The sequence below is a fragment of the Falsiroseomonas sp. CW058 genome, from assembly GCF_050563535.1.
Taxonomy (GTDB): Bacteria; Pseudomonadota; Alphaproteobacteria; order Acetobacterales; family Acetobacteraceae; genus Falsiroseomonas.
Genome location: NZ_JBNXUO010000024.1, coordinates 45,870 through 68,095 on the forward strand (window position 1 = coordinate 45,870; position 22,226 = coordinate 68,095).

Annotated in this window: 19 protein-coding genes; 13 read left to right on the forward strand and 6 right to left on the reverse strand. The window is 73.1% G+C overall.

From position 1 onward, the window contains the following. Positions 1 to 62 precede the first annotated feature (62 nt). Positions 63 to 1,676, reverse strand: coding sequence for an ABC transporter substrate-binding protein (locus ACK8OX_RS18090; protein ID WP_430665630.1), 1,614 nt, complete (start codon positions 1,674 to 1,676; stop codon positions 63 to 65). Positions 1,677 to 1,906: 230 nt separating this feature from the next. Here ACK8OX_RS18090 and ACK8OX_RS18095 point away from each other — a divergent pair, with 230 nt between their 5' ends. From ACK8OX_RS18095 to ACK8OX_RS18110, 4 genes are all read left to right on the forward strand, one after another. After that, entirely contained in the window at positions 1,907 to 2,383 is a 477-nt protein-coding gene (locus tag ACK8OX_RS18095) for a GtrA family protein (RefSeq protein ID WP_430665631.1), read from the forward strand. A 58-nt stretch (positions 2,384 to 2,441) separates the two neighbouring features. Beyond that, positions 2,442 to 3,968 carry an exopolysaccharide biosynthesis polyprenyl glycosylphosphotransferase gene (locus tag ACK8OX_RS18100; RefSeq protein ID WP_430665632.1) on the forward strand — a complete coding sequence of 509 codons (1,527 nt, stop codon included), beginning with the start codon at positions 2,442 to 2,444 and terminating at the stop codon, positions 3,966 to 3,968. Between the two features lie 109 nt (positions 3,969 to 4,077). After that, positions 4,078 to 4,998 (forward strand): glycosyltransferase family 2 protein, encoded by a 921-nt coding sequence (locus tag ACK8OX_RS18105; RefSeq protein WP_430665633.1) that lies wholly within the window; start codon positions 4,078 to 4,080, stop codon positions 4,996 to 4,998. 44 nt (positions 4,999 to 5,042) lie between these two features. Then, a complete protein-coding gene (locus ACK8OX_RS18110) occupies positions 5,043 to 6,080 on the forward strand; it encodes a glycosyltransferase family 2 protein (protein ID WP_430665634.1) in 1,038 nt (345 codons plus the stop codon). 23 nt (positions 6,081 to 6,103) lie between these two features. Here the strand turns inward: ACK8OX_RS18110 and ACK8OX_RS18115 are convergent, their stop codons facing one another. After that, complete coding sequence (locus ACK8OX_RS18115) at positions 6,104 to 6,865, reverse strand: WecB/TagA/CpsF family glycosyltransferase (protein WP_430665635.1); 762 nt, start codon at positions 6,863 to 6,865, stop codon at positions 6,104 to 6,106. Next, positions 6,862 to 7,992, reverse strand: coding sequence for an outer membrane beta-barrel protein (locus ACK8OX_RS18120; RefSeq protein ID WP_430665636.1), 1,131 nt, complete (start codon positions 7,990 to 7,992; stop codon positions 6,862 to 6,864). The genes ACK8OX_RS18115 and ACK8OX_RS18120 overlap by 4 nt, the downstream gene beginning before the upstream one ends. A 244-nt stretch (positions 7,993 to 8,236) precedes the next feature. Here ACK8OX_RS18120 and ACK8OX_RS18125 point away from each other — a divergent pair, with 244 nt between their 5' ends. From ACK8OX_RS18125 to ACK8OX_RS18145, 5 genes are all read left to right on the forward strand, one after another. Continuing rightward, positions 8,237 to 8,818, forward strand: coding sequence for a hypothetical protein (locus ACK8OX_RS18125; protein ID WP_430665637.1), 582 nt, complete (start codon positions 8,237 to 8,239; stop codon positions 8,816 to 8,818). Between the two features lie 17 nt (positions 8,819 to 8,835). Next, a complete protein-coding gene (locus tag ACK8OX_RS18130) occupies positions 8,836 to 10,581 on the forward strand; it encodes a type I secretion system permease/ATPase (protein WP_430665638.1) in 1,746 nt (581 codons plus the stop codon). After that, positions 10,578 to 11,963, forward strand: coding sequence for an HlyD family type I secretion periplasmic adaptor subunit (locus tag ACK8OX_RS18135; protein ID WP_430665639.1), 1,386 nt, complete (start codon positions 10,578 to 10,580; stop codon positions 11,961 to 11,963). Before ACK8OX_RS18130 ends, ACK8OX_RS18135 begins: the two co-directional genes overlap by 4 nt. A 76-nt stretch (positions 11,964 to 12,039) precedes the next feature. Then, entirely contained in the window at positions 12,040 to 12,330 is a 291-nt protein-coding gene (locus ACK8OX_RS18140) for a hypothetical protein (protein ID WP_430665640.1), read from the forward strand. 1 nt (position 12,331) lies between these two features. Further along, positions 12,332 to 13,252 (forward strand): glycosyltransferase family 2 protein, encoded by a 921-nt coding sequence (locus tag ACK8OX_RS18145; RefSeq protein WP_430665641.1) that lies wholly within the window; start codon positions 12,332 to 12,334, stop codon positions 13,250 to 13,252. 9 nt (positions 13,253 to 13,261) lie between these two features. On the opposite strand, the gene ACK8OX_RS18150 is transcribed toward ACK8OX_RS18145, so the two are convergent. Continuing rightward, positions 13,262 to 14,344 (reverse strand): acyltransferase family protein, encoded by a 1,083-nt coding sequence (locus tag ACK8OX_RS18150; protein WP_430665642.1) that lies wholly within the window; start codon positions 14,342 to 14,344, stop codon positions 13,262 to 13,264. 63 nt (positions 14,345 to 14,407) lie between these two features. Here ACK8OX_RS18150 and ACK8OX_RS18155 point away from each other — a divergent pair, with 63 nt between their 5' ends. Then, complete coding sequence (locus ACK8OX_RS18155) at positions 14,408 to 15,787, forward strand: O-antigen ligase family protein (protein WP_430665643.1); 1,380 nt, start codon at positions 14,408 to 14,410, stop codon at positions 15,785 to 15,787. Beyond that, positions 15,784 to 16,800 (forward strand): acyltransferase family protein, encoded by a 1,017-nt coding sequence (locus tag ACK8OX_RS18160; RefSeq protein WP_430665644.1) that lies wholly within the window; start codon positions 15,784 to 15,786, stop codon positions 16,798 to 16,800. The genes ACK8OX_RS18155 and ACK8OX_RS18160 overlap by 4 nt, the downstream gene beginning before the upstream one ends. Before the next feature lie 218 nt (positions 16,801 to 17,018). On the opposite strand, the gene galE is transcribed toward ACK8OX_RS18160, so the two are convergent. After that, the gene (gene galE / locus ACK8OX_RS18165) at positions 17,019 to 18,020 is read right to left on the reverse strand and encodes a UDP-glucose 4-epimerase GalE (RefSeq protein ID WP_430665645.1); all 1,002 of its coding nucleotides are present in this window, start codon (positions 18,018 to 18,020) and stop codon (positions 17,019 to 17,021) included. A gap of 4 nt (positions 18,021 to 18,024) precedes the next feature. Continuing rightward, complete coding sequence (locus ACK8OX_RS18170; protein WP_430665646.1) at positions 18,025 to 20,295, reverse strand: GumC family protein; 2,271 nt, start codon at positions 20,293 to 20,295, stop codon at positions 18,025 to 18,027. A gap of 224 nt (positions 20,296 to 20,519) precedes the next feature. On the opposite strand from ACK8OX_RS18170, the gene ACK8OX_RS18175 reads away from it, so the two are divergent. Continuing rightward, entirely contained in the window at positions 20,520 to 21,083 is a 564-nt protein-coding gene (locus ACK8OX_RS18175) for a polysaccharide biosynthesis/export family protein (protein ID WP_430665647.1), read from the forward strand. 116 nt (positions 21,084 to 21,199) lie between these two features. Continuing rightward, complete coding sequence (gene mepA / locus ACK8OX_RS18180) at positions 21,200 to 22,066, forward strand: penicillin-insensitive murein endopeptidase (protein ID WP_430665648.1); 867 nt, start codon at positions 21,200 to 21,202, stop codon at positions 22,064 to 22,066. Positions 22,067 to 22,226 lie beyond the last annotated feature (160 nt).

The following is a 22,226-nucleotide window of genomic DNA, read 5'->3' on the forward strand; positions in this document are numbered from 1 at the left end:
AGGCCGCGGACTATGCACCGCAACCCGGCGCCCCGCGCAAGGGGCGGCCGGGCGGCGGGGCGTCACGTGCGGCGGACGTTCCAGAACAGCGGCGGCTGGCCCTTCAGCATCCCGGTCAGGTTCCGCCGGTAGGCCGTGGGCTGGTAGTACATGCCGGTCGGGACATAGGGCACCTCCTCGAAGGCGATGCGCTGCATCTCCGTCGTGGCGGCCCGCGCGGCCGCGTCGTCCGGCGCGTCGAACCAGGCGTTGCGCTGCTGCTCGATGGCGGGGATGGTCGGCCAGCCCGGCCACGCATTCTCCCCGTGACCGCGGATCGAGGCGTGGCTGGCCGGGTTCCAGTGGTCCACCCCAGACCAGAAGGTGAAGAAGCCGCTCCAGCCGCCCTGCGCCAGCGGGCTGCGGCTGGCGCGCCGCGCCACCACCGTGCCCCAGTCGGTCGAGACCAGGTCCACGTTGAAGCCCATCCTCCGGAACAGGTCCGCGCCCACCAGCGTGGCCGCGTTGATCGACGCCAGGTCGGTCGCGTTCATCAGCACCAGCCGCGCGCCCATCGCGCCCGCGGCCTGCAACTCGCCCCGCGCGGCGTCGATGTTCTTGCGCAGGCGGTCGAGCCCGACGGTGGAGGCCGAAGGTCCCTCGGGCGCGAAGAAGCCGATATTCTCCCGCCGCAGGTCGGGGCGGCCCTCGATGCCGGTGGTGCCGATCACCGCCGTCATGAAGTCCATCTGGTTGACGGCGGTCAGCACGGCGCGGCGCACGGCGGGGTTGTTGAAGGGCTCGGCCGCGTGGTTCGGGCGGAAGATGCCGATCAGCCCGCTGTTGTTGATCACGTCCACCGCGATGTTGCGCGCATTCGCGCCGCGCAGGAACAGCGGGAACAGGTCCGCCGTCGGCTGTTCCCACCAGTCGATCTCGCCCGATTGCAGCGCCGCCGCCGCCGTCGCCTGGTCGGACATGATGTGCCACTCGACCCGGTCGAAATGCGCCACCTTCGGCCCCGCGGTCATCGACGGCACGCCCTGCGCAACCGGGACGTAGTCCGGATTGCGCTGGTAGGCGAGCCGCGAGCCCGGAACCCATTCGTTCGCCACGAAGCGGTAGGGCCCGCTGCCCACCGCCTCCGTGATGTTGGTGAAGGGGTCCACATTGGCCAGCCGTTCCGGCAGGATGAACAGGCAGGCGGTGGTGACCTTGGAGAAGGCCTCGATCATCTTCGGGAAGGGCCGGTTCAGCCGAATCGAGAAGACGCGGTCGCTCTCCTCCTTCATCTCGGCCACGCGGGCCAGCAATTCCTGCCCGAAGGCGTCGCGCCGGCCCCAGCGGCGGATGGAGGCGACGCAGTCGCGCCCGCGCACCGGCGTGCCGTCATGGAAGCGCAGCCCCTCGCGCAGGGTGAAGCGCCACAGCAGCCCGCCATCCTCCACCACATGGCCCTGCGCCATCTGCGGCTGCGGCTCGAACCGCTCATTCATGCCGTAGAGCTGGTCATAGACCAGGAAGGCATGGTCGCGGGCGATGAAGGCGGTGTTGGTGAAAGGGTCGATGTTGCCGGGATTGGCGTGCGGCACGTATTTCAGCGTGCGCGCCGCCGCGGGCTGCGCGATGGCGAAGCGCGGCAACGCCGCGGCCGTCGCTGCAAGCGCGGACCCGCGCATGATGTCGCGTCGGAACATCGAGACCGTCTCCCCGTCGATGGGGCAGAGGCTAGCCGCCGGGACGTTTCGCCTCAAGCATGCTCCGCACCCCCCTGCCGGCCCGCCTGCGGGGATGATGCATCCGGAATGCCATTCCCCACGTAGCGGTCACATGGGCGCGCGCGGCGGGTCTGCCCCCTTTCCGTCACCATCGCGTGGTTTGTGCTCCCGGAGAATCCCCGACATGCTGCACCGCAGCAGGAGCTTTCATGTCCGCTCGCGCCATCGCCACCCGCCTCTCCGACGCGCTCGGCCCCGACCGCAGCCGCACCGTCCTGCAGTTCGGCCGGTTCGGGGTGGTCGGCACGGTCGGCTTCTTGGTGGACACGGCCGTCCTCTATGCGGCACTTGCGCTCGGGCTCGGGCTCTATTCCGGGCGGGCGGTGTCCTATGTCGCCGCGGCGACGACGACCTGGGGGCTGAACCGGGCCTGGACCTTCCGGGGCCAGGGCGATGCGCCGGTGATGCGGCAATGGGCGTTGTTCCTGGCCGTCAACCTCGTCGGCTTCGCATGCAACTACGGCACTTATGCCGCGCTTGTGGGGGGCGTGACGTTGGCCGCGCAGCATCCCGTGATCGGGGTGGCAGCCGGGGCGCTGGCAGGCATGGTCGGGAACTTTCTCCTGTCGCGACGTTACGTATTCGATGCCGCCCCCCGGCGGCACGGCCCCCTGAGCAAGACCTGACCGGATGCGCGCAGCGACCCCCAAGGCCGACCTCCCCCTGCGCCCACAGGAGCCCGGCTTGGGCGGCGGCAACGTGATCGGCGGCGAGGCTTCGCTGTCCGCCGCCGGCCTGCCGCGCGATGACGGGCTGCCCCACGGCGTCGCGGCCTTCCGGCCGCAGCTTGCCGACGGCGCCTGGCCGCGCGAGGCGGCGAACGACGCGGTCGCGACGCGCGCCGCGCCCATCTCGCCCCTGCTGCTGTCCAGCCTCGTGCTGCTGCTCGACATCGTCGCGGTCGTCGGCGCCGGGATGGCGGCGGATGCGCTGACCGGCGCCACCGGCGCCCGCCATGCCGCCGTCACCACGCTGGTCGCGGGGCTCACCATCGCCTGCGGGCTGGCCCATGGCGGCTATGATCACGCGATGCTGTTCAGCTTCGGCCGGCAGATCCGGCGGATGGCCGCCTGTGCCGGCGGGGCCCTGGCCGCCGCCGCCGCCGCCGCCGCCGCCTTCGGCGCCACGCACCGCCTGGACCCCCTCTGGCTCGGCGCCGCCGCGCCGCTCGGCGCGCTGTCGCTGCTGGGCGGGCGCGCGGCGGTAGCCGGGCTGCTGCGCCAGCGCAGCACGCGCACCGCGCGCCGCGCCGTCATCATCGGCACGGGGCCGCAGGCGACGCGGCTCGTCGCCTCGATGAAGCACGACCCGGCGGGCCTCCACATCCTCGGCGTCGTCGACGAACGCACGCCGCGCGGCCTTGCCGCGCCGGACGGCGTGCCACCGCTCGGCGGCCTCTCCACCCTGGCCGCCATGATCCGGCGGAACGAGGTGGACGTCGTCGTCCTCGCGATGCCGTGGTCGGCCGAGACGCGCGTGGCACAGCTGCTGGAACGCCTTTCGGCCTTCCCGGTGGAGCTGCGGGTGGCGCCCGACCTGCTGGCAGACCAGCTGCCGGGCCGCGCCGCGGGGTGGCCGGTGCTGCTCCGCGCGCAGCCGATCTCCGGCCTGGCGGGCGCGCTGAAACGGGCCGAGGACATCGTGATGGCGCTGCTCGCGCTTGCGGTCGCGGCGGTGCCGATGCTGCTGATCGCCGCCGCCGTGAAGCTCGACAGCCCCGGCCCGGTGCTGTTCCGCCAGCGCCGCACCGGCTTCAACAACCAGCCCTTCGACGTGCTGAAGTTCCGCTCGATGTACGCCCACCACACGGACCACGACGTGCAGCGCCAGGTGCTGGCCGGCGACCCGAGGGTGACGCGCGTCGGCGCCGTCCTCCGCCGCACCTCGCTCGACGAGTTGCCGCAGCTGCTGAACGTGCTGCGCGGCGAGATGTCCTTCGTCGGCCCCCGCCCGCACGCGCCCGGCACCCGCGCGGGCGGGCGCCTGTTCGACGAGGTGGTGGCCAACTACGCCGCGCGCCACCGCGTGAAGCCGGGCCTGACGGGCCTCGCCCAGGTGCGCGGCTGGCGCGGCCCGACGCTGAACGACGAGCAGATCCTGAAGCGCGTCGAGAGCGACCTGGAATACATCGACCGCTGGTCGGTCTGGCTCGACATCGCCATCATCTTCCGCACCATGCTCGCCGTCGTGCGGATGCGGAACGCGCTCTGACACGCGCCGGCCGATGGGCATCCCCACCCGGCCCCCGCCGCCCGCGCCCGCTGGGCCCGCGCAAGGGGCACTGCCCGCCGATCGCCTCCTGCCCGCCCCGCGCATCGCCGTGCTCGTGCCCTGCCGCGACGAGGAGGTGGCGATCCCGCGCGTGGTGGCCGCCTTCCGCTCCGCCCTGCCAGGGGCGACGATCCATGTCTACGACAACAACAGCACCGACCGCACGCGCGAGGCGGCGCTGGCCGCGGGTGCCTTGGTCCGGCAGGAGCCCATGCAGGGCAAGGGCCATGTCGTCCGCCGCATGCTCGCCGATGTCGAGGCGGATGTGTACGTGCTGGTCGACGGCGACGACACCTACGACGCCGCGGCCGCGCCGGCGATGATCCGCCTGCTGCTGGAGGACCGGCTCGACATGGTGACGGGGGTCCGCGTGACTTCCGCGCAAGCGGCGTACCGGCCCGGCCACCGGCTCGGCAACGCCGTCCTAACCGGCATGGTCCGGCGCATCTTCGGCGGGCGGACGGGCGACATGCTCTCGGGCTACCGCGTCTTCTCCCGCCGCTTCGCGAAGTCCTTCCCCGCGCTGGCCACCGGCTTCGAGACGGAGACGGAGTTCACCGTCCATGCGCTCGAGCTGCGGATGCCGGTGGGCGAGGTGCCGACCGCCTACCGCGAACGCCCGCCGGGCAGCCGCTCCAAGCTCAGCACCTGGCGGGACGGGCTGCGCATCCTGCATGCCATCGCCCTGCTGGTCCGGCGCGAAAGGCCCCTGCCCTTCTTCGCTGGCGCGGGCCTCATGCTGTTCGCCCTTGCAGTGGCGCTGGCGGTGCCGCTCCTCGCGACCTTCCTCGAGACGGGGCTGGTGCCGCGGCTGCCGACGGCGGTGCTCTGCACCGGTCTCGTGCTGCTGTCCTTCCTGTCGCTCGCCTGCGGGCTCGTGCTGGACACCGTCACGCGCGGGCGGCTGGAGGCGAAGCGCATCGCCTATCTCGCCATCCCCGCACCGGATTTCCGGCTGCCGGAAAGGTGATCGGGATGCGCCGCACCGATCCGCCCCCGATGCGTCTAGCCGGCATGACCTACCCCAACTATCCGAAGCCCCTGCATGTCGCCGGCGCGCCCGGCCCCGCCGAGGCGGTGGAGGCCGACGTGGTCATCCTCGCGATGGACCGCGCCGAGGAGACGGTGGCGGCCATCGCCTCGGCCCGCGCCCAGCGCGGCGTGACGAAGCATGTCTGGATCGTCGACCAGGGCAGCGCGGAGCCCAACCTCGCCCGCCTCGCCGATGCGGTGCGCGGCGCGCCCGATGCCACGCTCGTCCGGCTCGACCGCAACCACGGCGTCGCCGGCGGGCGCAACCGTGCCACCGCGCTCGGCGCCGCGCCGGTGGTCTTCGCGCTGGACAACGACGCCGAGTTCGAGCGAGCCGACACCCTCGCCCGCGCCGTCGCGGCACTGCGGGAGGAGCGCGACCTGGCCGCCATCGCGTGCCGCATCCTGGTCTTCGCGACGGGTGAGGACGACCTGTCCTCCTGGGGCTACCCGGCGGGCCTGCTGGCGCAATCCGCCGGCAGCTTCGATGCGGCCACCTTCGTCGGCGCGGGCCACGCGATCCGGCGCGCGGATTTCGCGGCCGCGGGCGGCTATGACGACGCGCTGTTCTTCACCTGGGAGGAGTTCGACCTCGCGCTGCGCTTCATCAACCTCGGCCGCCGCATCCGCTATCGCGGCGACATCGCGGTGCGCCACAAGGTGAGCCCGGAGGCACGCTTCGCCTGGGGCGGCACGCGCTGGTTCCACTTCGTGCGCAACCGGCTCTACATCGCCATGAAGCATGGCACGCCGCCCGCCGCGCTGCTGCCGCGCTTCCTCGCCTACACCGCCAAGGGCGCGCGCAACGGCGTGCTGGCGCAGGGGCTGCGTGCGGGGCCGGCGGCGCTCGCCATGGCGCGCGCCTTCCGGCCCGCACCGGGCAGCGAACACCTGTATGGCGAGACGCCGTCGGCTCGCGCCTACCTAGCCCGGACCGATGCCGCGCATCGCGGCGGGATGGCGGCGCGCATCCGGCGCGAGATCCTCTCGGCCCTGCCTGCCGCCGCCCCGCGCCGCTGAGCCCTTCCGGCGGTGGCGCGCGGTCAGGCCCGGCGGCGTTTCCTCGCCGCCCGGCGCTTCAGCGACGTCCTCTCCTGCCACAGCAGCCGCAGCACGGCGGGGCTGTCGAGAAGGTAGCGCCGCGCCAGGCGGCTTGGGTCCTGCGCCAGCCGCCAGGCCCATTCCAGCCCCGCGCGCTGCAGGCGGGGCGGCGCCCGCCGCTCCTCCCCCGAGATGAACAGGAGGCTCGCGCCCACGCACAGCGCGATGCCCACCGCGTCCCCGCGCGCCTGGACGGCGCGCGCCACCGCCTCCTGCCGGGGGGAACCGACGCAGAGCAGGGCGAAGCGCGCCCGCGCCTCCGCCACGAAACGCACCGCAGCCGCCATCTCCGCCGGGTCGCCGTCGAAGCCCATCGGCGGGTCGTGGTGCAGCAGGCGGCAGAGGCTGAAGCGCTTCCGCACCGCCGCGACCGTCGCCGGGCTGGCGCCGAGCACGGCGATGCGGTCCCCGGGCCGCGCCAGTTCGTCCAGCACGCGCAGCGTCAGGTCGCTGCCGGTGACCACCGGCGGCACCGGAAGCCCGATCAGCGCGCCGACCCGCGCGACCACGCGGCTGTCGAGCAGCCGCAGCGCCGCGTCCTCGTACAATGGCCGGTAGCGCGCGGGATCGCGCGCCAGCCGCACCAGGTGGTCGGCATTGGGGGTGACGACATAGGCGAAGCCGGCATCCGCCGGCCGCGCGCCGAGCATCGCGAGCACGGCCTGGGCGTCGTGCTCCGCGAAGTCGAGTCCGAGGAGCCTCAAAGGGCTATGCGGAGCCGGACTTGCACCAGGTTGCGGTCGAATTCCTGGACCCCGGCCGAGGAATCCAGCCGGCGCGCATGCTGATAGCTCGTGACCACCGAGAACCTCCGATTGATCAGCCAGCGCGCCGAGAGGATGGCCACCCCATCCGTCGCCTGCTGGCTTGGCTGATCGTATTCGCGCCGGTCGAGCTGAAGTTCCAGGCCGAGGATCACGTTGCGCAGGTATTCGTGGTCGACGTTGAACTGCGCCTGCGTCCGCGTGAAGGACACGGCGTTGTTGCGGATCGACTCCTCGATCGTGCGGCGCGCCGACAGGCTGAACGTCGTCAGCAGCGTCGGCTGGTAGGTCACCTCGCCTTCGAAGGCGGGGCCCGAGAGGGACTTCAGCCCCGGCTGCTCATAGTCCCGCTGGCGGTAGCCCAGCGCGAAGCGCGCCTGCCAGATGCCGTCGAAATCGTAGGTCAGGCCGCCGAGCGCCTCGTATGTCTTGCTGTCGCGCCCCGACTGGCTGCTGTTGTCGTAGCGGATGTCCTGGAAACGCCCGATGAGGTTGGCGAAGCGCCCCGGCGCGAATTCGTAGGAAAGGCCGAGCGCGCCCAGGAGGGAGTTGAAGTCGAAGCGGGACAGCTCGCCCGGGTTGGGCGTGCCGGCCGGCACCGTTCCGCCGAGGTCCACGTCGTCGAACCGGTAGCGGCGCCAGTTGCCGATGGCGGTCAGGCCGATCCGGTTGAACCGGGTCGCGCCCTGCACCTGCGCCTCGTCGTAGTAGTAGGGCACGGGGCGGCTGATGCCGGCCTGCTGGACGTCGATGCTGTCCGTCTCCAGGTGCTCCTGCACCCGGTTGTAGCGGAGTTCGACATTCGTGTCGGCGTTCACGTCGTAGCGGCCGAAGGCGCCGACCGTGTAGTCGGTCCAGTCGAGCGCGGTGTTCTCCCAGTAGCGGCGCTGCTCGATCCGCGCCGTCGCGCCGACAGCATGGCGGCTCCAATCGCTGCTGATGCCCGTCTCGGCCAGCCAGGTGCTGTATCCGTCCGACCGCCGGTTCCTTCGGCTGCCGAACAGGTTGTCGTCGTAGCCAAGACCGAGTTCGGCCGCCGCGTTCCAACGGAAGGCGCCGAGCCTCACGCCAAGCGGATCGAAGTCCTCCCGCGCGCGGTTCGCGACGGTCGTTCCGCGCGCCGCCTCACCCCGCGGAAGAGCTTGAGCTTCCACCAATCCTGGCAACGCGACGAGCGCCATGCCCAGAACGACCTTGAACCTGTTTGCCGGCACACCGCGACTCCCGTTTGTCGCCCCAGGATAGCGTGCTACCACGCCACGCAAGGAGCGTCCGTTCAACGCAACGATAGCCCACGCTCACGGAAAATTCATGTCCGATACTGAAATGAAGGGTGAACCGGCCCAGCCCGCCGGCCCGACCGGAGCCCCCCGTCCCCTGTCCAGCACCGATACCTATCCGGTCGCGTCGCCCGGTCAACCGGGGCAGCCCCCCACCGCCGCCACCCGTCCGTCGCCGGCCGCGCCGCGCGCGCCCGAAGCGGGCGCTGCGCAGCCCGCCCCCCGTCCGGCCGCCGCACGCCCCGATTCCGCCCCCCGCGCCGTGCCGCCCCCCTTCCCCGCCCCGTCCGCCTTCCTCGAAGGTCCCGACACGCGAAACCGTGACCTGCTTGCCTTCGCCCTCGCGGCCGAGGCCGGGCGGCCCCTCGCGCCCGGCGACATCGCCGGCTTCCGGCAGAAGGCGGAGGCCGAACTCCACGCGGAATCCTTGCGGATCCTGCACAACCGGGTGGAGGCGATCCGTGCCGAAGCGGTGCAGGAGACGCTGACCCGCATCGCCCAGCCGATGGGATGGCACGGAATCGTGGCCGCCAACATGGTTGCGCTCGCGGCAGCTGGCGCGGTTTCCTTCGCCCTGTGGTTGCTTCTCAACATGCTCAGAACAGGGGCCTGACTGCCATGCTGCGTCCCATGCCCCTTGCGCCCGGCCTGCCGGACCGGATGCCGGAGACGGTCCTCTCGAAGGCCGTCGCCGCCTGCCGCAGGCAGCTCCTCGCCGTTGGGCTGTTCAGCGGCGTGGTCAACCTGCTGCAGCTCACCGTGTCGCTCTACATGATGCAGGTGTTCGACCGCGTCCTCGGCACCCGCAGCATCGACACGCTGTACTACCTCACGCTCATCGCCTGCTTCGCGCTGCTGATCATGGCGGTGCTGGACGGGCTGCGCAGCCAGATCATGCAGCGTCTCGCCGGCTGGATCGAGGGCAAGGCCGCGCCGGAGGCCTTCCTCCGCGCGATCGAGAGCCAGCTGCGCGGCCGCCCGTACCGGATGGAGGCGCTGCGCGACCTCGCGGTCTGCCGCGGCTGGCTCGGCTCCCCCGCCTCGCTCACGCTGTTCGACGTGCCCTGGGTGCCGATCTTCCTGGCGGTCATCTTCCTGCTCCACCCCGTGCTCGGCTGGATCGCCTTCGGCGGCGCACTGCTGCTGTTCGGCCTGACGCTGGCCAATGAATGGGCCACCGGCTCGCTCGTCCGCCAGGCGAGCACGGCCGCCATGGCCAGCCAGCGCCGGGCCGAGAGCCTGGTGCGCAACGCCGAGGTCATCGACAGCATGGGCATGGGCCCGGCGGTGATGCAGCGCTGGCGGGAAGGCCTCTCCTCCTCCCTGCCGCCGCAGGAACGCGCCGCCGACCGCGCCGCCTTCATGCTGTCCATCACGCGCTTCTGCCGGCTCGCGATCCAGGTCGCCGTCCTCGGCGTCGGCGCGTGGCTGGTGCTGGAACAGCAGCTGACCTCCGGCGCCTCGATCGCCGCCTCCATCCTCATGGGCCGCGCTCTCGCGCCGGTCGAGCAGATGATCGGCGGCTGGAAGCAGCTGGTGCAGGCGCGGCAGTCCTATCGCCGCCTGCTCGGCTTCCTCGCCCTGCCGCGCATCCGCCCGCCCGGCATGGCCCTGCCCGCGCCCACCGGGCGGCTTGCCGCGGAACGCGTGACCTTCGGCTTCCCGGGCCAGCCCGTCGCCATCATCAAGGGCATCAGCTTCAACCTGACGGCCGGCGAATCGCTCGCCATCATCGGTCCGTCGGCTGCGGGGAAGACGACGCTGATCCGCCTGCTGATCGGCACGCTCCAGCCCTCCGCCGGCACGGTGCGGCTGGACGGCGCCGACGTCTTCACCTGGCAGCGCGAGGATTTTGGCCAATATGTCGGCTACCTGCCGCAGGACGTGGAGCTGTTCGACGGCACGGTGATGCTGAACATCAGCCGCATGCGCGAAGCCGACCCCGAACGGGTGTTCGAGGCCGCGCGCCTTGCCGGCTGCCACGAGATGATCCTGCGCCTGCCGCAGGGCTACGACACCGAGATCGGCGACGGCGGGCAGCACCTGTCGGGCGGGCAGCGCCAGCTCATCGGCCTCGCGCGGGCGATGTTCAACGACCCGAAGCTGGTCGTCCTCGACGAACCGAACAGCAACCTGGACGGCGACGCCGAACAGGCGCTGATCCGCGGGCTCGAGGCGCTGAAGGCGAAGGGCTGCACCGTCATCCTCGTCTCCCACCGGCCGACGCTGGTGCAGGGCGTGGACAAGGTGCTGCTGATGCGCGACGGCGCGGCGGAAGCCTTCGGCCCCCGCGCCGAGGTGCTGAAGCGCCTCGTGCAGCAGTCCCGCCCGCAGGAGATCCCGCCACCATCCGGCCGCGCGGAGGGCGCAAGATGAGCCAGGCCACCCTTCCCGGCCGTGCCATGGTGGCGAAGGCCCCCCCCCGCCCGCCCGCCCTTTGGCAGCCCGAGGCGGAGCCGCTGATCCTGGATGCGCCGAAGCCGCGCACCGCGGTGCCGGTGGCCTTCGGCTACCTCATCCTGCTGGTCTTCGTGGTGGGCTTCGGCGCCTGGGCGTCGCTGACCCCCCTGAACGAGGCCGCGATCGCGCCCGGCCAGCTGAAGGTCGAGGGCAGCCGCCGCGTCGTGCAGCATTTCGAAGGCGGCATCGTGCGCGAGATCCTGGTGCGCGACGGCGACGTGGTGCGCCGCGGCCAGCCGCTCGTCCGCCTCGACCAGCCGCAGGCCTCGCAGCAGACCGAGACGCTGCGGAGCCAGCGATGGGCGCTGACCGCGCAGGATGCGCGGCTGGTGGCGGAGCTGGCGCGCGCCGGCGAGATCGCCTTCCCGCGCGAGCTTCTGGCGGCGACCGAACCCCGCGCGCAGGACGCGGTGACCGGCCAGCGCACCCTGTTCGAGGCGCGGCGCGTCGCGCTCGACAGCCAGGTGATGGTGCTGCGCGCCCGCATCGAGCAGCACCTGGCGACCATCCGCTCCGCCGAGGCCCAGCGCGAGGCGCAGGACCGCATGCTGGTCCTGCTGCGCGCCGAGGAACAGAACACCGCCCAGCTGCTGCGCCAGGGCCTCGCGCGGCTGCCGCAGCTTCTCGCGCTGCAGCGGCAGGTGGCCTCGACCGAGGGCAACATCGCCGACATCGGCAACCAGATCCAGCGCAGCCGCGCCCAGATCAGCGAGGCCGAGCGCGAGATGCAGCGCGTGCAGGACCAGCGCACGCAGGAGGTCTCGACCGAGCTGCGCGAGGTGCGGGTGCGCCTTGCCGAGGCCGAGGAACGCCTCCGCGCGGCGGAGGACGTCTCAACCCGGCTCGAGGTGACGGCGCCGGAGGACGGCGTGGTGCTGAATTCCCGCCTGTTCACGGTGGGCGCCGTGGTGCGCCCGGGCGACCCGGTGCTGGACCTGGTGCCGGAACGCGAGCGCATCATCGCGGAAGTGAACGTCCAGCCGAACGACATCGAGACGATCCATGTCGGCCTGCAGGCGGAGATCCGGCTGCCGGCGTTCAAGCAGCGCGTCGTGCCCTACCTCCACGGGCACGTCACCTTCGTCGCCTCCGACGTGACGGTCGACGAACGGCGGGGCATGACCTACTACCGCGTCTTCGTCGCGATCGACGAGGACCAGCTCCGCGCGCTGGAAGGCGTGCAGCTGCGGCCCGGCATGATGGTGGAAGCGCAGATCCAGACCGGCCGGCGCAGCTTCGCGCGCTACATGCTCCAGCCCGTGATGGACAGCTTCCATCGCGCGTTCCGGGAACAGTGACCGCCCGCGCCAGGACAACCCGCGTGCCCCCGGCCCAGGGGGCACGCCCCGCCCGCACAACCCAGGAAGGACCACCATGAACGGCACCCCCACCGTCTTCGCCGACGGCGTCATCGACGTGCATGTCGCCAACGGCGCGGCCCGCATCACGCTCGGTGCCGTCACCGGCCAGAAGGACGCGAAGGCCGAACCGTCCGGCACGCTGGTCGTCCCCGTGATGCAGTTGCCCGCGCTGGCGAAGGTGCTGGCCGAGGTGACGCGGCAGGTCGAGCAGCGCGCGCGGGAAGCCATGGCGCAGCAACAGCAGAAGGCCGCCGCCCCCGCCGAGGCCGACCAGGTGGCCGGCGCCTTCCGCTTCAACGGCTGACATGGCCGATGACGGCGGCGCCGCGCCGCCCGCGCTCACCGTCGTCATCTGCACCCATGCGCGGCCCGGCTACCTGGCCGCCTGCCTCGACGGGCTGGCACGGCAGGAAGGCGCCGCGCCGGAGCTGATCGTGGTCGACAGCGCCTCCCCCGCCGGGCCCGCGGCCGAGATCGCGCGCGAGGCCCGGCGCGCCGGGGCGAAGCTGCTGCGGGCAGACCGCTCCGGCCTCTCGCTCGCGCGGAACATCGGCCTCGCCGCGGCGGCAGCGCCCTGGACCGCCTATCTCGACGACGACGCCGTGCCCGAGCCCGACTGGGCGCGCCGGCTCCTCGGCGCCACGGCGCGGCTGCCGGCGGACGCCGTCGCGCTGGGCGGCCGCATCCTGCCCGCGTGGGAGGCCCCGCTCCCCGCCTGGTGGCCCGCCACGCTGCGCGGCGTTCTGACCATCGTCGAGTGGGATGGCGTGGGGGAGGAAGGGCGGGACCTGCCGCCCGGCGTCGCCGTCTACGGCGCGAACATGGCCTTCCGCACCTCGGCGCTGCGCGAGGTCGGCGGCTTTCCCGAGGAACTCGGCCGCGTCGGCGACCGCCTGCTGTCCGGTGAGGAGGTGGAGGTGCTCGACCGCCTCCGCGCGCGCGGCGGCCGCGCCTTCTACGACGGCAGCGTCACCGTGCGGCACAGCATCCAGCGCGACCGGCTGCGGCCGGGCTGGCTGCTCTCGCGCCTGCACTGGCAGGGGGCGACGGACGCGCTGCGCGACCGCCGCCAGGGCGGTGCCCGCCGCGCCCCCGGCGCCGCGGCGAAGCTTGCGCTCCAGGCGCCGCTCCTGCTCTGGCCCGCGGGCTCGGCCGGGCTGCTCAGGGCGCGCTGCGGGGCCGCCTACAATCTCGGCTATCTCCGCGGCACGCTGCTGGGGCGGTGACGCCGCGGGTCACGGCACGCCGCCGCTCCGCCGGCCGAAGAACCGCGCCGCCGGCAGTTCCACCAGCCGCCACGCGAACCAGCCGAGGACGAGGCTGGCCCCCAGCCCGGCCGCCATCAGCGCGATCCGCTCCGCCGGCTCGACCGGGGTGGCCCGCAGCAGCAGCACCAGCGCCGCCTCCACGAACACCCAGGACAGGTAGATGCCGAAGGACGCCTCGCCGAGCGTCCAGGCGAGGTCGCGCGGCGGCCCCCGGCCCGGCACCTCCATGCCGAGCCGGCAGACCAGCGCGGCGAGGCCGGCCACCACCACCACGTCCACGCCGAGCGCGAGGCCAACCGGCACCAGCACCGCCGCGGACGCAGTCGCAAGGCCGGCATCGACCATGCGGAGCGTCACCAGCCTCGCCAGCGCGATGCCGAGCAGGAATTCGAGCCCGAATCGCACCAGGCCGAGATGCAGGGTCCAGTTCAGCTGCGTGCGCGGCCGCAGCTCCCCCAGCAGCGCCAGCGCGCAGAGGCAGAGCACCGAGACCAGCACCGCGCCCGCCGGCCGCAACCCGATGGCCGGCACCAGCAGCAGCGGGAAGACGAGGTAGCCGGCCCAAACCGCCGACAGCGCCCAGGACGGGTAGTTCCAGGCATGGATGCCCGTCGTCTCCCACGCATGCAGCAGCGCCGCCTGCATCGCGAATTCCCAGGCGCCGAAGCGCTGCGGCTCGTTGATCCGAAGGTCCAGCAGGACCGCAAGCCCGACCAGCAGCGCCAGCGCCAGCAGCATCGCGAGATGCAGGGGGAAGACGCGTTCCGCGCGCCGCCGCACGAAATCCGCCCAGCCGGCGAGGCCGAGCGGCGGGCGGTGGCGGTAGCCAAGGAACAGCGCGAAGCCGGACAGCACGAAGAACCCGTCCACGCCGAGATAGCCGCGCATCACGATGACATCCGCCACCGGCAGGCTGCGCAGGGCGTGCAGCGTCAGCTCGAGGTGGTAGACCAGCACCCAGATGATGAGCAGCAGCCGCAGCCGCGTCAGCGTGGCCAGCCGTTCCGGCTTCGCCGAAACGGCCCTCCCGACGCCCTGCATCGCTCCCATCACGCACTCCTGACCGCTTCGTGACTGGGCCTTCGCCCCTCTGGCGCGTCACAACGCTCTGCCATGCGCACCGTTCCGCCCGCGCTTCTGTTTCCCGTCGCCGCGCTGATCATCGGCTCGGCCCTCATGCTGCTCGCCATCGTGCAGCCGCAGACGGCGCTCGCGCTGCTGCCGGCGCTGGTCGCGCTGATGCTCGCGCTGCTGTTCTACGAGGCGCCGCTGCTGGCGGTCGTGCTGATGATCGCCTGCTACGGCCTGGCGGTCGACGTCCAGCTCGACCTGCTGACGGGGAATGCCGGCGCGTCGGCGACGGCCGCGCTCGGCTCCGCGGTGGTGAAGGTGATCCCCTTCGGGATCGCGGCGATGCTCTGCCTCCGCTACGGCTTCGCGCCCGCGATCAACTGGCCGTTCCTCGCCTTCACCGCGGTCGCGATGGTCAGCCTGGTGGTGCTGCCCATGGGCCGCATCTCCACGACCGGCGAGATGGTGCGCAGCTTCATTGGCTCCACCGCGCCCTTCATCATCGCCTTCGCCGCGGCGCCGCGCAGCCTGTGGTCGGCGCTTTGCAAGGGGGTGGTGCTGCTGCCGCTGGTCAGCGTGGCCTTCGGCCTGGTGACCACGGTGCTCGGGCTGCACCCGGCCTTCGACCAGAACTGGCGGCTCCAGGGCCTGCATTCGCCACCATTCCTGGCGGGGTTCTGCGTCACCGCCGTCTTCGCGGCGACGCTCGAGTACCTGCGGACCTGGCAGACGCGCTGGCTGGTGCTCGGCGGCGCGGTCGTCGCGGTGCTGCTGGCGACGCAGGCGCGCGCGCCGCTCGGCGCGGTGGCGCTGTTCCTGCTGGTCGTCCTGTTCTTCTCGGACCGGCGGACCTTCCCGCTGAAGCGGAAGGTCGATCTCCTGATGGGCGGGCTGGTGCCCGGCGCGCTGCTGCTCGGCCCGCTCGTCCTCTTCGCCGCCGAACGGCTCTTCGCGGCCGACGGGGAGACCCGCTTCTCCGGCCGCGACGTGATCTGGCCCTATTTCATCGACGCGATCGAGAACCGGCCCCTGTTCGGCTACGGGCTGGGCGCGGGCAAGCTCATCGTGAACCCCGAGGACCCGGCGATCCGGCTGATCCGCAGCAACGCCGCGCACAACGAATACCTGCGCCTCGCGGTGGATGCCGGCATCATCGGCTGCGCGGTCATCTTCGCGGCGATCATCGCCTGGATCTGGGCGGGCAGCCGCCGCGCGGCGCCTGCGGACCGGCTGGTGCTGCGCGCCGCGCTGCTCGGCGCGCTGCTGCACAGCGGCTTCGACAACACGCTGATCGCCAATATCGGCGTGATCCAGTTCACCTGGTTCGCCGCGGCGATGGCGCGCGCGCGGCTCGAACGGCGCCAGGCCACGCCGGAAGCGGCGCTGCGGGCCGCCCTGGCGCATCGCGCGCCCGCGAGATGAACGCGCCGGCCGGGGCCGCGCAGGCCCGCGCGCGGCGGCTCGACCTGGACCGCGCCAAGGGCATCGCCATCCTGCTGGTCGTGGTCGGCCACATCGTGGCGGCGGAGCCGCCGGCCGGCGCCGAATGGTACGACGTGCTGCGCTACGCCATCTACCGCTTCCACATGCCGTTCTTCCTGTATCTCAGCGGCTATGTCGCGATGCTGAGCGGCGCGCTCCGCACACCGATGGCGGCGATGCCGCGCTTCGCGCTCCGGCGCGCGCAGCGGCTGCTGCTGCCCTTCCTGCTGCTGGGGACGGTGGTGCTGGCGGGGAAGCTGGTCGCGCAGGAATTCGTCCATGTGGACAACCGCGCCGCCGGCCTGCTCCCGGGCCTGCGCGACCTCGTGCTGACCACCGAGGACAGCCCGGCCACCTTCATCTGGTTCCTCTGGGTGCTGTTCCTGTGCTCGGTTGCCGCGCCGCCGGTCTGGCGGGCCTTCGGCACGGCGGGCCTGCTGGCGGGCGGGCTGCTGCTGCTGGCGGTGGAGCTGCCGGCCATCTCCTATCTCGACCGCTTCGCCGACCATGCCCTGTTCTTCGCCGTCGGCGCCGCGGTGGCGGAACGCGAGGCGCGGCTGCTGCCGGCCTTCGTCGCGCGGCAGGGGCTGGCCTGGGGGGTGCTGGCGGCGACGCTCGGCGCCGCGCTTGCCGGCTGGCTGCCGGGCGACCTGTCGCTGCTGGTCTGCGGGCTGGCAGCCATCCCGGCGCTGCACGGGCTTGCCGCCGCGCCCGTCATGGCGCGACAGGGCTGGACCCTCTGGCTCGGCCGGAGGTCGATGGCGATCTACCTGTTCAACGTGATCGCCATCGGCGTGGTCAAGGCGTTGCTGCTACGGGCGGGGGTGCCCTGGACCGCGGCCGGCTTCTGGATCCACGCCCCCGCGCTGACCGCGGCGGGGGTGTTCCTGCCGGTGCTCGGCAAGGAACTCGTCCTCCGCCGCATCCCCCCGCTGAACCGCATGACCGATTGATACTTGGCTCATGAAGTGCTGACGCACTTCATCCTCGGACGCCGGCGGCCGGCATCCGCCGGCTTCCGCTTCGCGGCACCTGGCGCGGCCGCCATCCGGCGGCCCGGCGGGCTCTCCGCCCGCCGCAGGTGAGTACTTGACGAGCCGGGTATGAGGCCACCCGGCCTGTCCCCCGGGCACGGGCCGGCCGCCGACCTGGGGTGACCCGGCCCGGGCGGTCAGGCCGCCTGCTGCTTGTCGCCGTAGCCCTGGGGATGGGCCGAATGCCAGGCCCAGGCCGTCCGCACGATGTCGTCGAGCGAGGCGAAGCGCGGGGTCCAGCCGGTATCCGCCCGCAGCTTCGCCGAGGAGGCGACCAGCACCGCCGGGTCGCCCTCGCGCCGGGGGCCGAGCGTGTGGGGGACGGGACGGCCGGCGATGCGCCCCACCGTCTCGATGACCTCCTTCACCGAATACCCCGTCCCGTTGCCGAGGTTGTAGCGGACCGAGCGGTGGTCCAGCAGCGGCAGCACGCGCAGATGCGCCTCCGCCAGGTCGGCCACATGGACGTAGTCCCGCACGCCCGTGCCGTCCGGCGTCTCGTAGTCGGTGCCGAACACCGTCAACGGCGCGCGGCTGCCCATGGCCGCGCCGATGGCCAGCGGGATCAGGTGCGTCTCCGGGTCGTGGTCCTCGCCCGCGCGGCCGGCGGGGTCGGCGCCGGCGGCGTTGAAGTAGCGCAGCGTCGCGAAGCGCAGCCCGTGGATCCGCTCGGCCCATTCCAGCGCGCGTTCGCACATCAGCTTGCTCTCGCCATAGGGCGAGACGGGGCCGAGCCGCTGCTCCTCGTCGATCGGGATGCGTTCGGGGAAGCCGAACAGCGCGGCGGTGGAGGAGATGACGAGCTTGCGGCACCCCGCCTTCACCGCGGCATCGGCCACAGTCAGGGTGGTCGTCAGGTTCTCCGCCATGTAGCGCATGGGCTGGCGCATGCTGTCGCCCACCAGCGACAGGGCGGCGAAGTGCAGCACCGCGTCGAAGGGCCCGTGGCGGAACGCCTCGGCCAGCGCGCGCCAGTCGTCGCAGCGCCCGGTCACCAGGGTCGCGGCGGGGGGCACCGCGCTGCGGTGCCCCTTGCTCAGGTCGTCCAGGACGACGACCTCGTCGCCGCGATCGAGGAGGGCCAGCACCGTGTGGCTGCCCACATAGCCGGCCCCGCCGGTGACCAGGTAGCGCGCCAAGTCCCTACTCCCTGAAGTAGCCGCTGTAGCGGGGATGATACACCTCGCTGTCGGCATAGCCCGAGCGGCGATGCGCCTTCGCATCGACCTGCGTCAGCGCCGCGCCCACGATCCGGGCCTTGGCGTCCTCCAGCAGGGCGAGGGAGTTCCGCACCACCGACCTCGGCGTGTCCCGCCACTTCACGCACAGCAAAGTGGCATCCGCAAGGCGGGCGACCACGCGCGCATCGGCCATCGCCAGCGCCGGCGGCGCGTCCAGGATCACCAGGTCGTATTCCCGCCGCACCCGTTCCAGCAGCCCGGCCATCGCCTCGCTCATGAACAGGCCGAGCGAGTGGATCTCCGCCGCCCCGGCCGGGATGTAGTCGAGCCCGGTCAGGTGGTCGCGCCGGACGATCTGCTCATAGGCCGCCTGCCCCAGCAGCAGGTCGGTCACCCCCGCCGCGGCCTCGGCGCGGAAGACGCGGCCGACGGAGGGCTGGCGGATGTCGCAGTCCACCAGCAGCACCTTCTCCCCGTTCATCGCGGCGGAGCGGGAGAGCGCGACGGCGGTGGTGGTCTTGCCCTCGCCCGGGCGCGCCGCCGTCACCACCACCACCTTCGGCGGGTCGGTGCCGAGCCAGAGCGCGGCGCGCAGCGTGCGCATGCTCTCGCTGAAGGGGCTCAGCGGCTTGCGGGCCACGTAGTCCTCGACCCGGTGGCGGCCGAGCATGCCGCGCCGCAGCGTCGGCACCAGCGCCAGGCAGGGCAGGCCGAGGGCGGAGCGGATCTCGTCGCCGGTGCGGATCGTGCTGTCAGCCTGCTCCAGGAACCACACCAGCAGCAGCCCGAACAGCGCCCCCAGCATCGCCGCCGCCGCGACGAACAGCGACGGCTTCGGGAAAGACGGGATGCCCGGCACGATCGCGGGGGAGAGGATGCGCGCATCCGGCTTCTCGATCGCGGTCTGGCTGACGGTGGACTGGCTGCGCTCCAGCACCGCGCGCAGCAGGCTGCGCGCCGCCTCCGTCTCGCGCTCCAGCGCGTTGATGCGGATCTCGGCGCCCTGGGTCTGGTTCAGCCGCGCCTCCTGCTCCCGCCGGCTGGCCTCTAGGCTGTTGACCCGCGCCCGCGCCGCGCGCGCCTCGGCGTCGAGCGCCTGCACGACGCGGCCCGTCTCCGCCCCGACCGCGCGTTCGGCGGCGGCCAGGCGCGACGCCGCGGCGCGCACATCCGGGTGCCCGCTGCCCAGCGTGGCCGCCAGGCGGTCGAGCTCGCGCCGCGCCTCGTCCCGCGCCGCGCGCTGGGTCACGAGGTTGGCGGAGCCGAGCGCGGTCAGGTCCGCACCGCCGCCGCCGCTGCCCCGCGCGGCGCCGAGCCGCGCCTCGGCGGTGGCGAGCTGGTTGCGCGCCTCCACCAGGTCCTGGGTGATGCGGCTGATCTGCTCGGTGCCGAGCGCGGCGTTGACGCCCCGCGTCAGGCCGGACTGGCTGCGCAGCTCGGCGATCCGGGCCTCGTTCTGCTGCACCTCCTGGCGAAGCTGGCCGATCCGGCCGTCCAGCCAGTCATTCGCCCGGCGCACCGCGGTGAACTTCGCCTCCAGCTGGTCGGCGATGTACAGCTCGGCCGCGAGGTTCGCCGCCGCCGCCGCCAGCTGCGGGTCCTCGGAGGTGAAGCGGATCTGCAGCACCCGGCTGTTGCGCACCACCTGCACGTCGAGCCGCCCCTGAACCGCCTCGCCCGCCTGGATCTCGGCCAGCTCGGGCGGCGGCACCTCGGCGATGCGGCGCGGCGCGATCGCCTCCGCCAGGTCGGGCGAGACGCGGGCCGCGACATTGGCAAGGGCGGTGCGGAAGCGGAAGGGCAGGCTCGTCGCACGTTCCTGGTCCTGCAACCACCAGGCGAATTCTCGCCGCTCCGTCAGGCCGAAGCGCGCCACCAGGCGTCGCGCGACGGAGAGCGACTTGATGATTTCCACCTGGCTCGCCAGCACCGCATCCGTCGTGCTCTCGTCGCGCAGGATGCTCTGCAGCTCGCGCGCCGCATACTCGGTCGGCTCGAACATCACGGTGGTGCCGGCGGTGTAGCGCGGCGTGATGCTCTTCGCGGCGATCAGGGCGGCCAGGGGGAACAGCAGCACGCAGGCGATCAGCACCCGCCGCCGCCGGCGCAGCGCGCCGAGCAGCGCGGCGAGGTTGAGGCCCTCCGGCTCGATCGGCGCTGCAGGCGGCGCGGCGCGCGGCGCCGCACGACGCTCCGCGGGCGCGCGGGTCTCTGCGACGGGTCGATCGAGCATGGTCACGGAACTCCCCCGGGGCACGGCGTGTTGATCCACCGTCATCGCGGACCACAACGCCGGGTTCTCAACCGATCCGATCGGCATCGGTTCCGCGTTGTCGCAAACAAGGCCGTGATGACCCGCCATCGCAAGGAAACGCGATCCCCCTCCGCGCGTCGCCTCTGGCACGAACGTCTGGCCGCGTTCGGAACCGGTGGAGAGAGAAGAGAGGACCGCCCGCCATGACCACACGACGCCTTGCCATCCTGCTGCCCGTGCTTGCCGTTGCCGCCTGCGCCAACCCCGGCGGGGACCTGCCGCCCCTGCCCGACTCGACGCGGTCCGACTACCGCCTCGGCCCCGAGGACCAGGTGCGGGTGACCGTTTTCAACGACCCGCGCCTGACCGGGGAATTCCGCGTGACCGACGCGGGCACCCTCAACCTGCCGTTGATCGGCGCCGTCCGCGCCGGCGGGCGCACCACGACCCAGGTGGAACGCGCGATCGAGACCGCGATGCGCGAGAAGAACCTGTTCCGTGACCCCTCGGCCGCGGTGCAGGTCGTCACCTACCGCCCGGTCTTCGTGCTGGGCCAGGTGGAGCGCGGCGGGCAGTTCCCCTACCAGCCCGGCATGACGGCGCTGTCCGCGGTGGCGGTGGCGGGGGGCTTCAACTACCGGGCGCTGCGCGACTACGTCGCGATCACCCGCGTGGGCGAGGACGGGCGCGCGCAGGAATACCGCGCCACCCGCCAGGCGCTGCTGATGCCCGGCGATGTCGTGACGGTCTACGAACGGCGCTTCTGACGGCGCCCCACCCCTCTCCCCCGCCCGCCAGGACCCTCCCCCGCGCCCCGGGGGAGGGTCGATCCTTGGGCGGGGGACCGCGCCCGCATGTCGGACCTCCCCTGATCGCCCGCCCGATGCCGCGCTATGGTCGGGTGGTGCGCCAGATCCTCGTTGCCCTCCTGTTGCTCGCCCTCGCCCTGCCCGCCCGCGCGGCCGACCCGCCGCTGGCCCGCGCCGCGGACTGGGCGGCCCGTCCCACCCCATCGGCCGGCCCGCCCCAGGCCATCGGCGGCACCTCGCTCGGCTGCCTCGCGGGCGGGGTGGCGCTGCCGCCGGACGGGCCCGGCTGGCAGGCCATCCGCACCTCCCGCAACCGCCATTGGGGCCATCCCGCGGCGCTCGACCTCGTCGCGCATGTCGCGGGGCGGGCGCGGGCGTCGGGGCTGCCGGATCTCTGGATCGGCGACATCGCGCAGCCGCGCGGCGGGCCGATGCCCTTCGGCCATGCCAGCCACCAGACCGGCCTCGACATCGACATCTGGCTCGACCTGCGGCCGAAGCCGCGCGTCCCGCCCGCCCAGCGGGAGGAGTTGTCCATTCCCTCGCTCGTCCTGCCCGACGAGTCGGGCGTGGACCCGGCGCGCTGGACACCGCGCCACGCGACGCTGATCCGCATCGCCGCCGAGGCGCCGGAGGTGGACCGCGTGCTGGTGAACCACGCCATCAAGCGCCGGCTCTGCGCCGACCATCGCGGCGCCCCCTGGCTTCGGCGGGTGCGGCCATGGCGCGGGCATGACAGCCACATGCATGTGCGCCTGCGCTGCCCTGGCGGCAGCCCGGACTGCCGCGACATCGCGCCCCCGCCCGCGGGCGATGGCTGCGACGCCTCGCTCGACTGGTGGCTGACGGCCGAGGCGCGGCGCCCGCCGGCCGCGCCGGCCCGCCCGGGGCCGCCGCCCCGCCTGCCTCAGGCCTGCGCCGGGGTGCTCGGCGCCCCCTGAGCCCGCCCAATCCACGGGCAGGCTGCCCATGGGGAAGGCGCCCGCCCGGCTGCCGCCGCGGCCCGCCGCCCCGCGCGCGGCCCTGCGCCCTTGCGCGCCCCCCTTCCGGTGCCGCACACACGCCCCTGGCATGTGGCCGGCGCGGCCCGCATGCGGGCGG

Excerpts from the sequence above, each read along its gene's own strand:
- ACK8OX_RS18160 (WP_430665644.1), top strand. The coding sequence starts at position 15,784 with ATGAACGCGCCGGCCGGGGCCGCGCAGGCCCGCGCGCGGCGGCTCGAC.
- mepA (WP_430665648.1), top strand. The coding sequence starts at position 21,200 with ATGCCGCGCTATGGTCGGGTGGTGCGCCAGATCCTCGTTGCCCTCCTG.
- ACK8OX_RS18150 (WP_430665642.1), bottom strand. The coding sequence starts at position 14,344 with ATGGGAGCGATGCAGGGCGTCGGGAGGGCCGTTTCGGCGAAGCCGGAA.
- ACK8OX_RS18125 (WP_430665637.1), top strand. The coding sequence starts at position 8,237 with ATGTCCGATACTGAAATGAAGGGTGAACCGGCCCAGCCCGCCGGCCCG.
- ACK8OX_RS18130 (WP_430665638.1), top strand. The coding sequence starts at position 8,836 with ATGCCCCTTGCGCCCGGCCTGCCGGACCGGATGCCGGAGACGGTCCTC.
- ACK8OX_RS18145 (WP_430665641.1), top strand. The coding sequence starts at position 12,332 with ATGGCCGATGACGGCGGCGCCGCGCCGCCCGCGCTCACCGTCGTCATC.
- ACK8OX_RS18110 (WP_430665634.1), top strand. The coding sequence starts at position 5,043 with ATGACCTACCCCAACTATCCGAAGCCCCTGCATGTCGCCGGCGCGCCC.
- ACK8OX_RS18090 (WP_430665630.1), bottom strand. The coding sequence starts at position 1,676 with ATGTTCCGACGCGACATCATGCGCGGGTCCGCGCTTGCAGCGACGGCC.
- ACK8OX_RS18135 (WP_430665639.1), top strand. The coding sequence starts at position 10,578 with ATGAGCCAGGCCACCCTTCCCGGCCGTGCCATGGTGGCGAAGGCCCCC.
- ACK8OX_RS18140 (WP_430665640.1), top strand. The coding sequence starts at position 12,040 with ATGAACGGCACCCCCACCGTCTTCGCCGACGGCGTCATCGACGTGCAT.
- ACK8OX_RS18170 (WP_430665646.1), bottom strand. The coding sequence starts at position 20,295 with ATGCTCGATCGACCCGTCGCAGAGACCCGCGCGCCCGCGGAGCGTCGT.
- ACK8OX_RS18095 (WP_430665631.1), top strand. The coding sequence starts at position 1,907 with ATGTCCGCTCGCGCCATCGCCACCCGCCTCTCCGACGCGCTCGGCCCC.
- ACK8OX_RS18155 (WP_430665643.1), top strand. The coding sequence starts at position 14,408 with ATGCGCACCGTTCCGCCCGCGCTTCTGTTTCCCGTCGCCGCGCTGATC.
- ACK8OX_RS18175 (WP_430665647.1), top strand. The coding sequence starts at position 20,520 with ATGACCACACGACGCCTTGCCATCCTGCTGCCCGTGCTTGCCGTTGCC.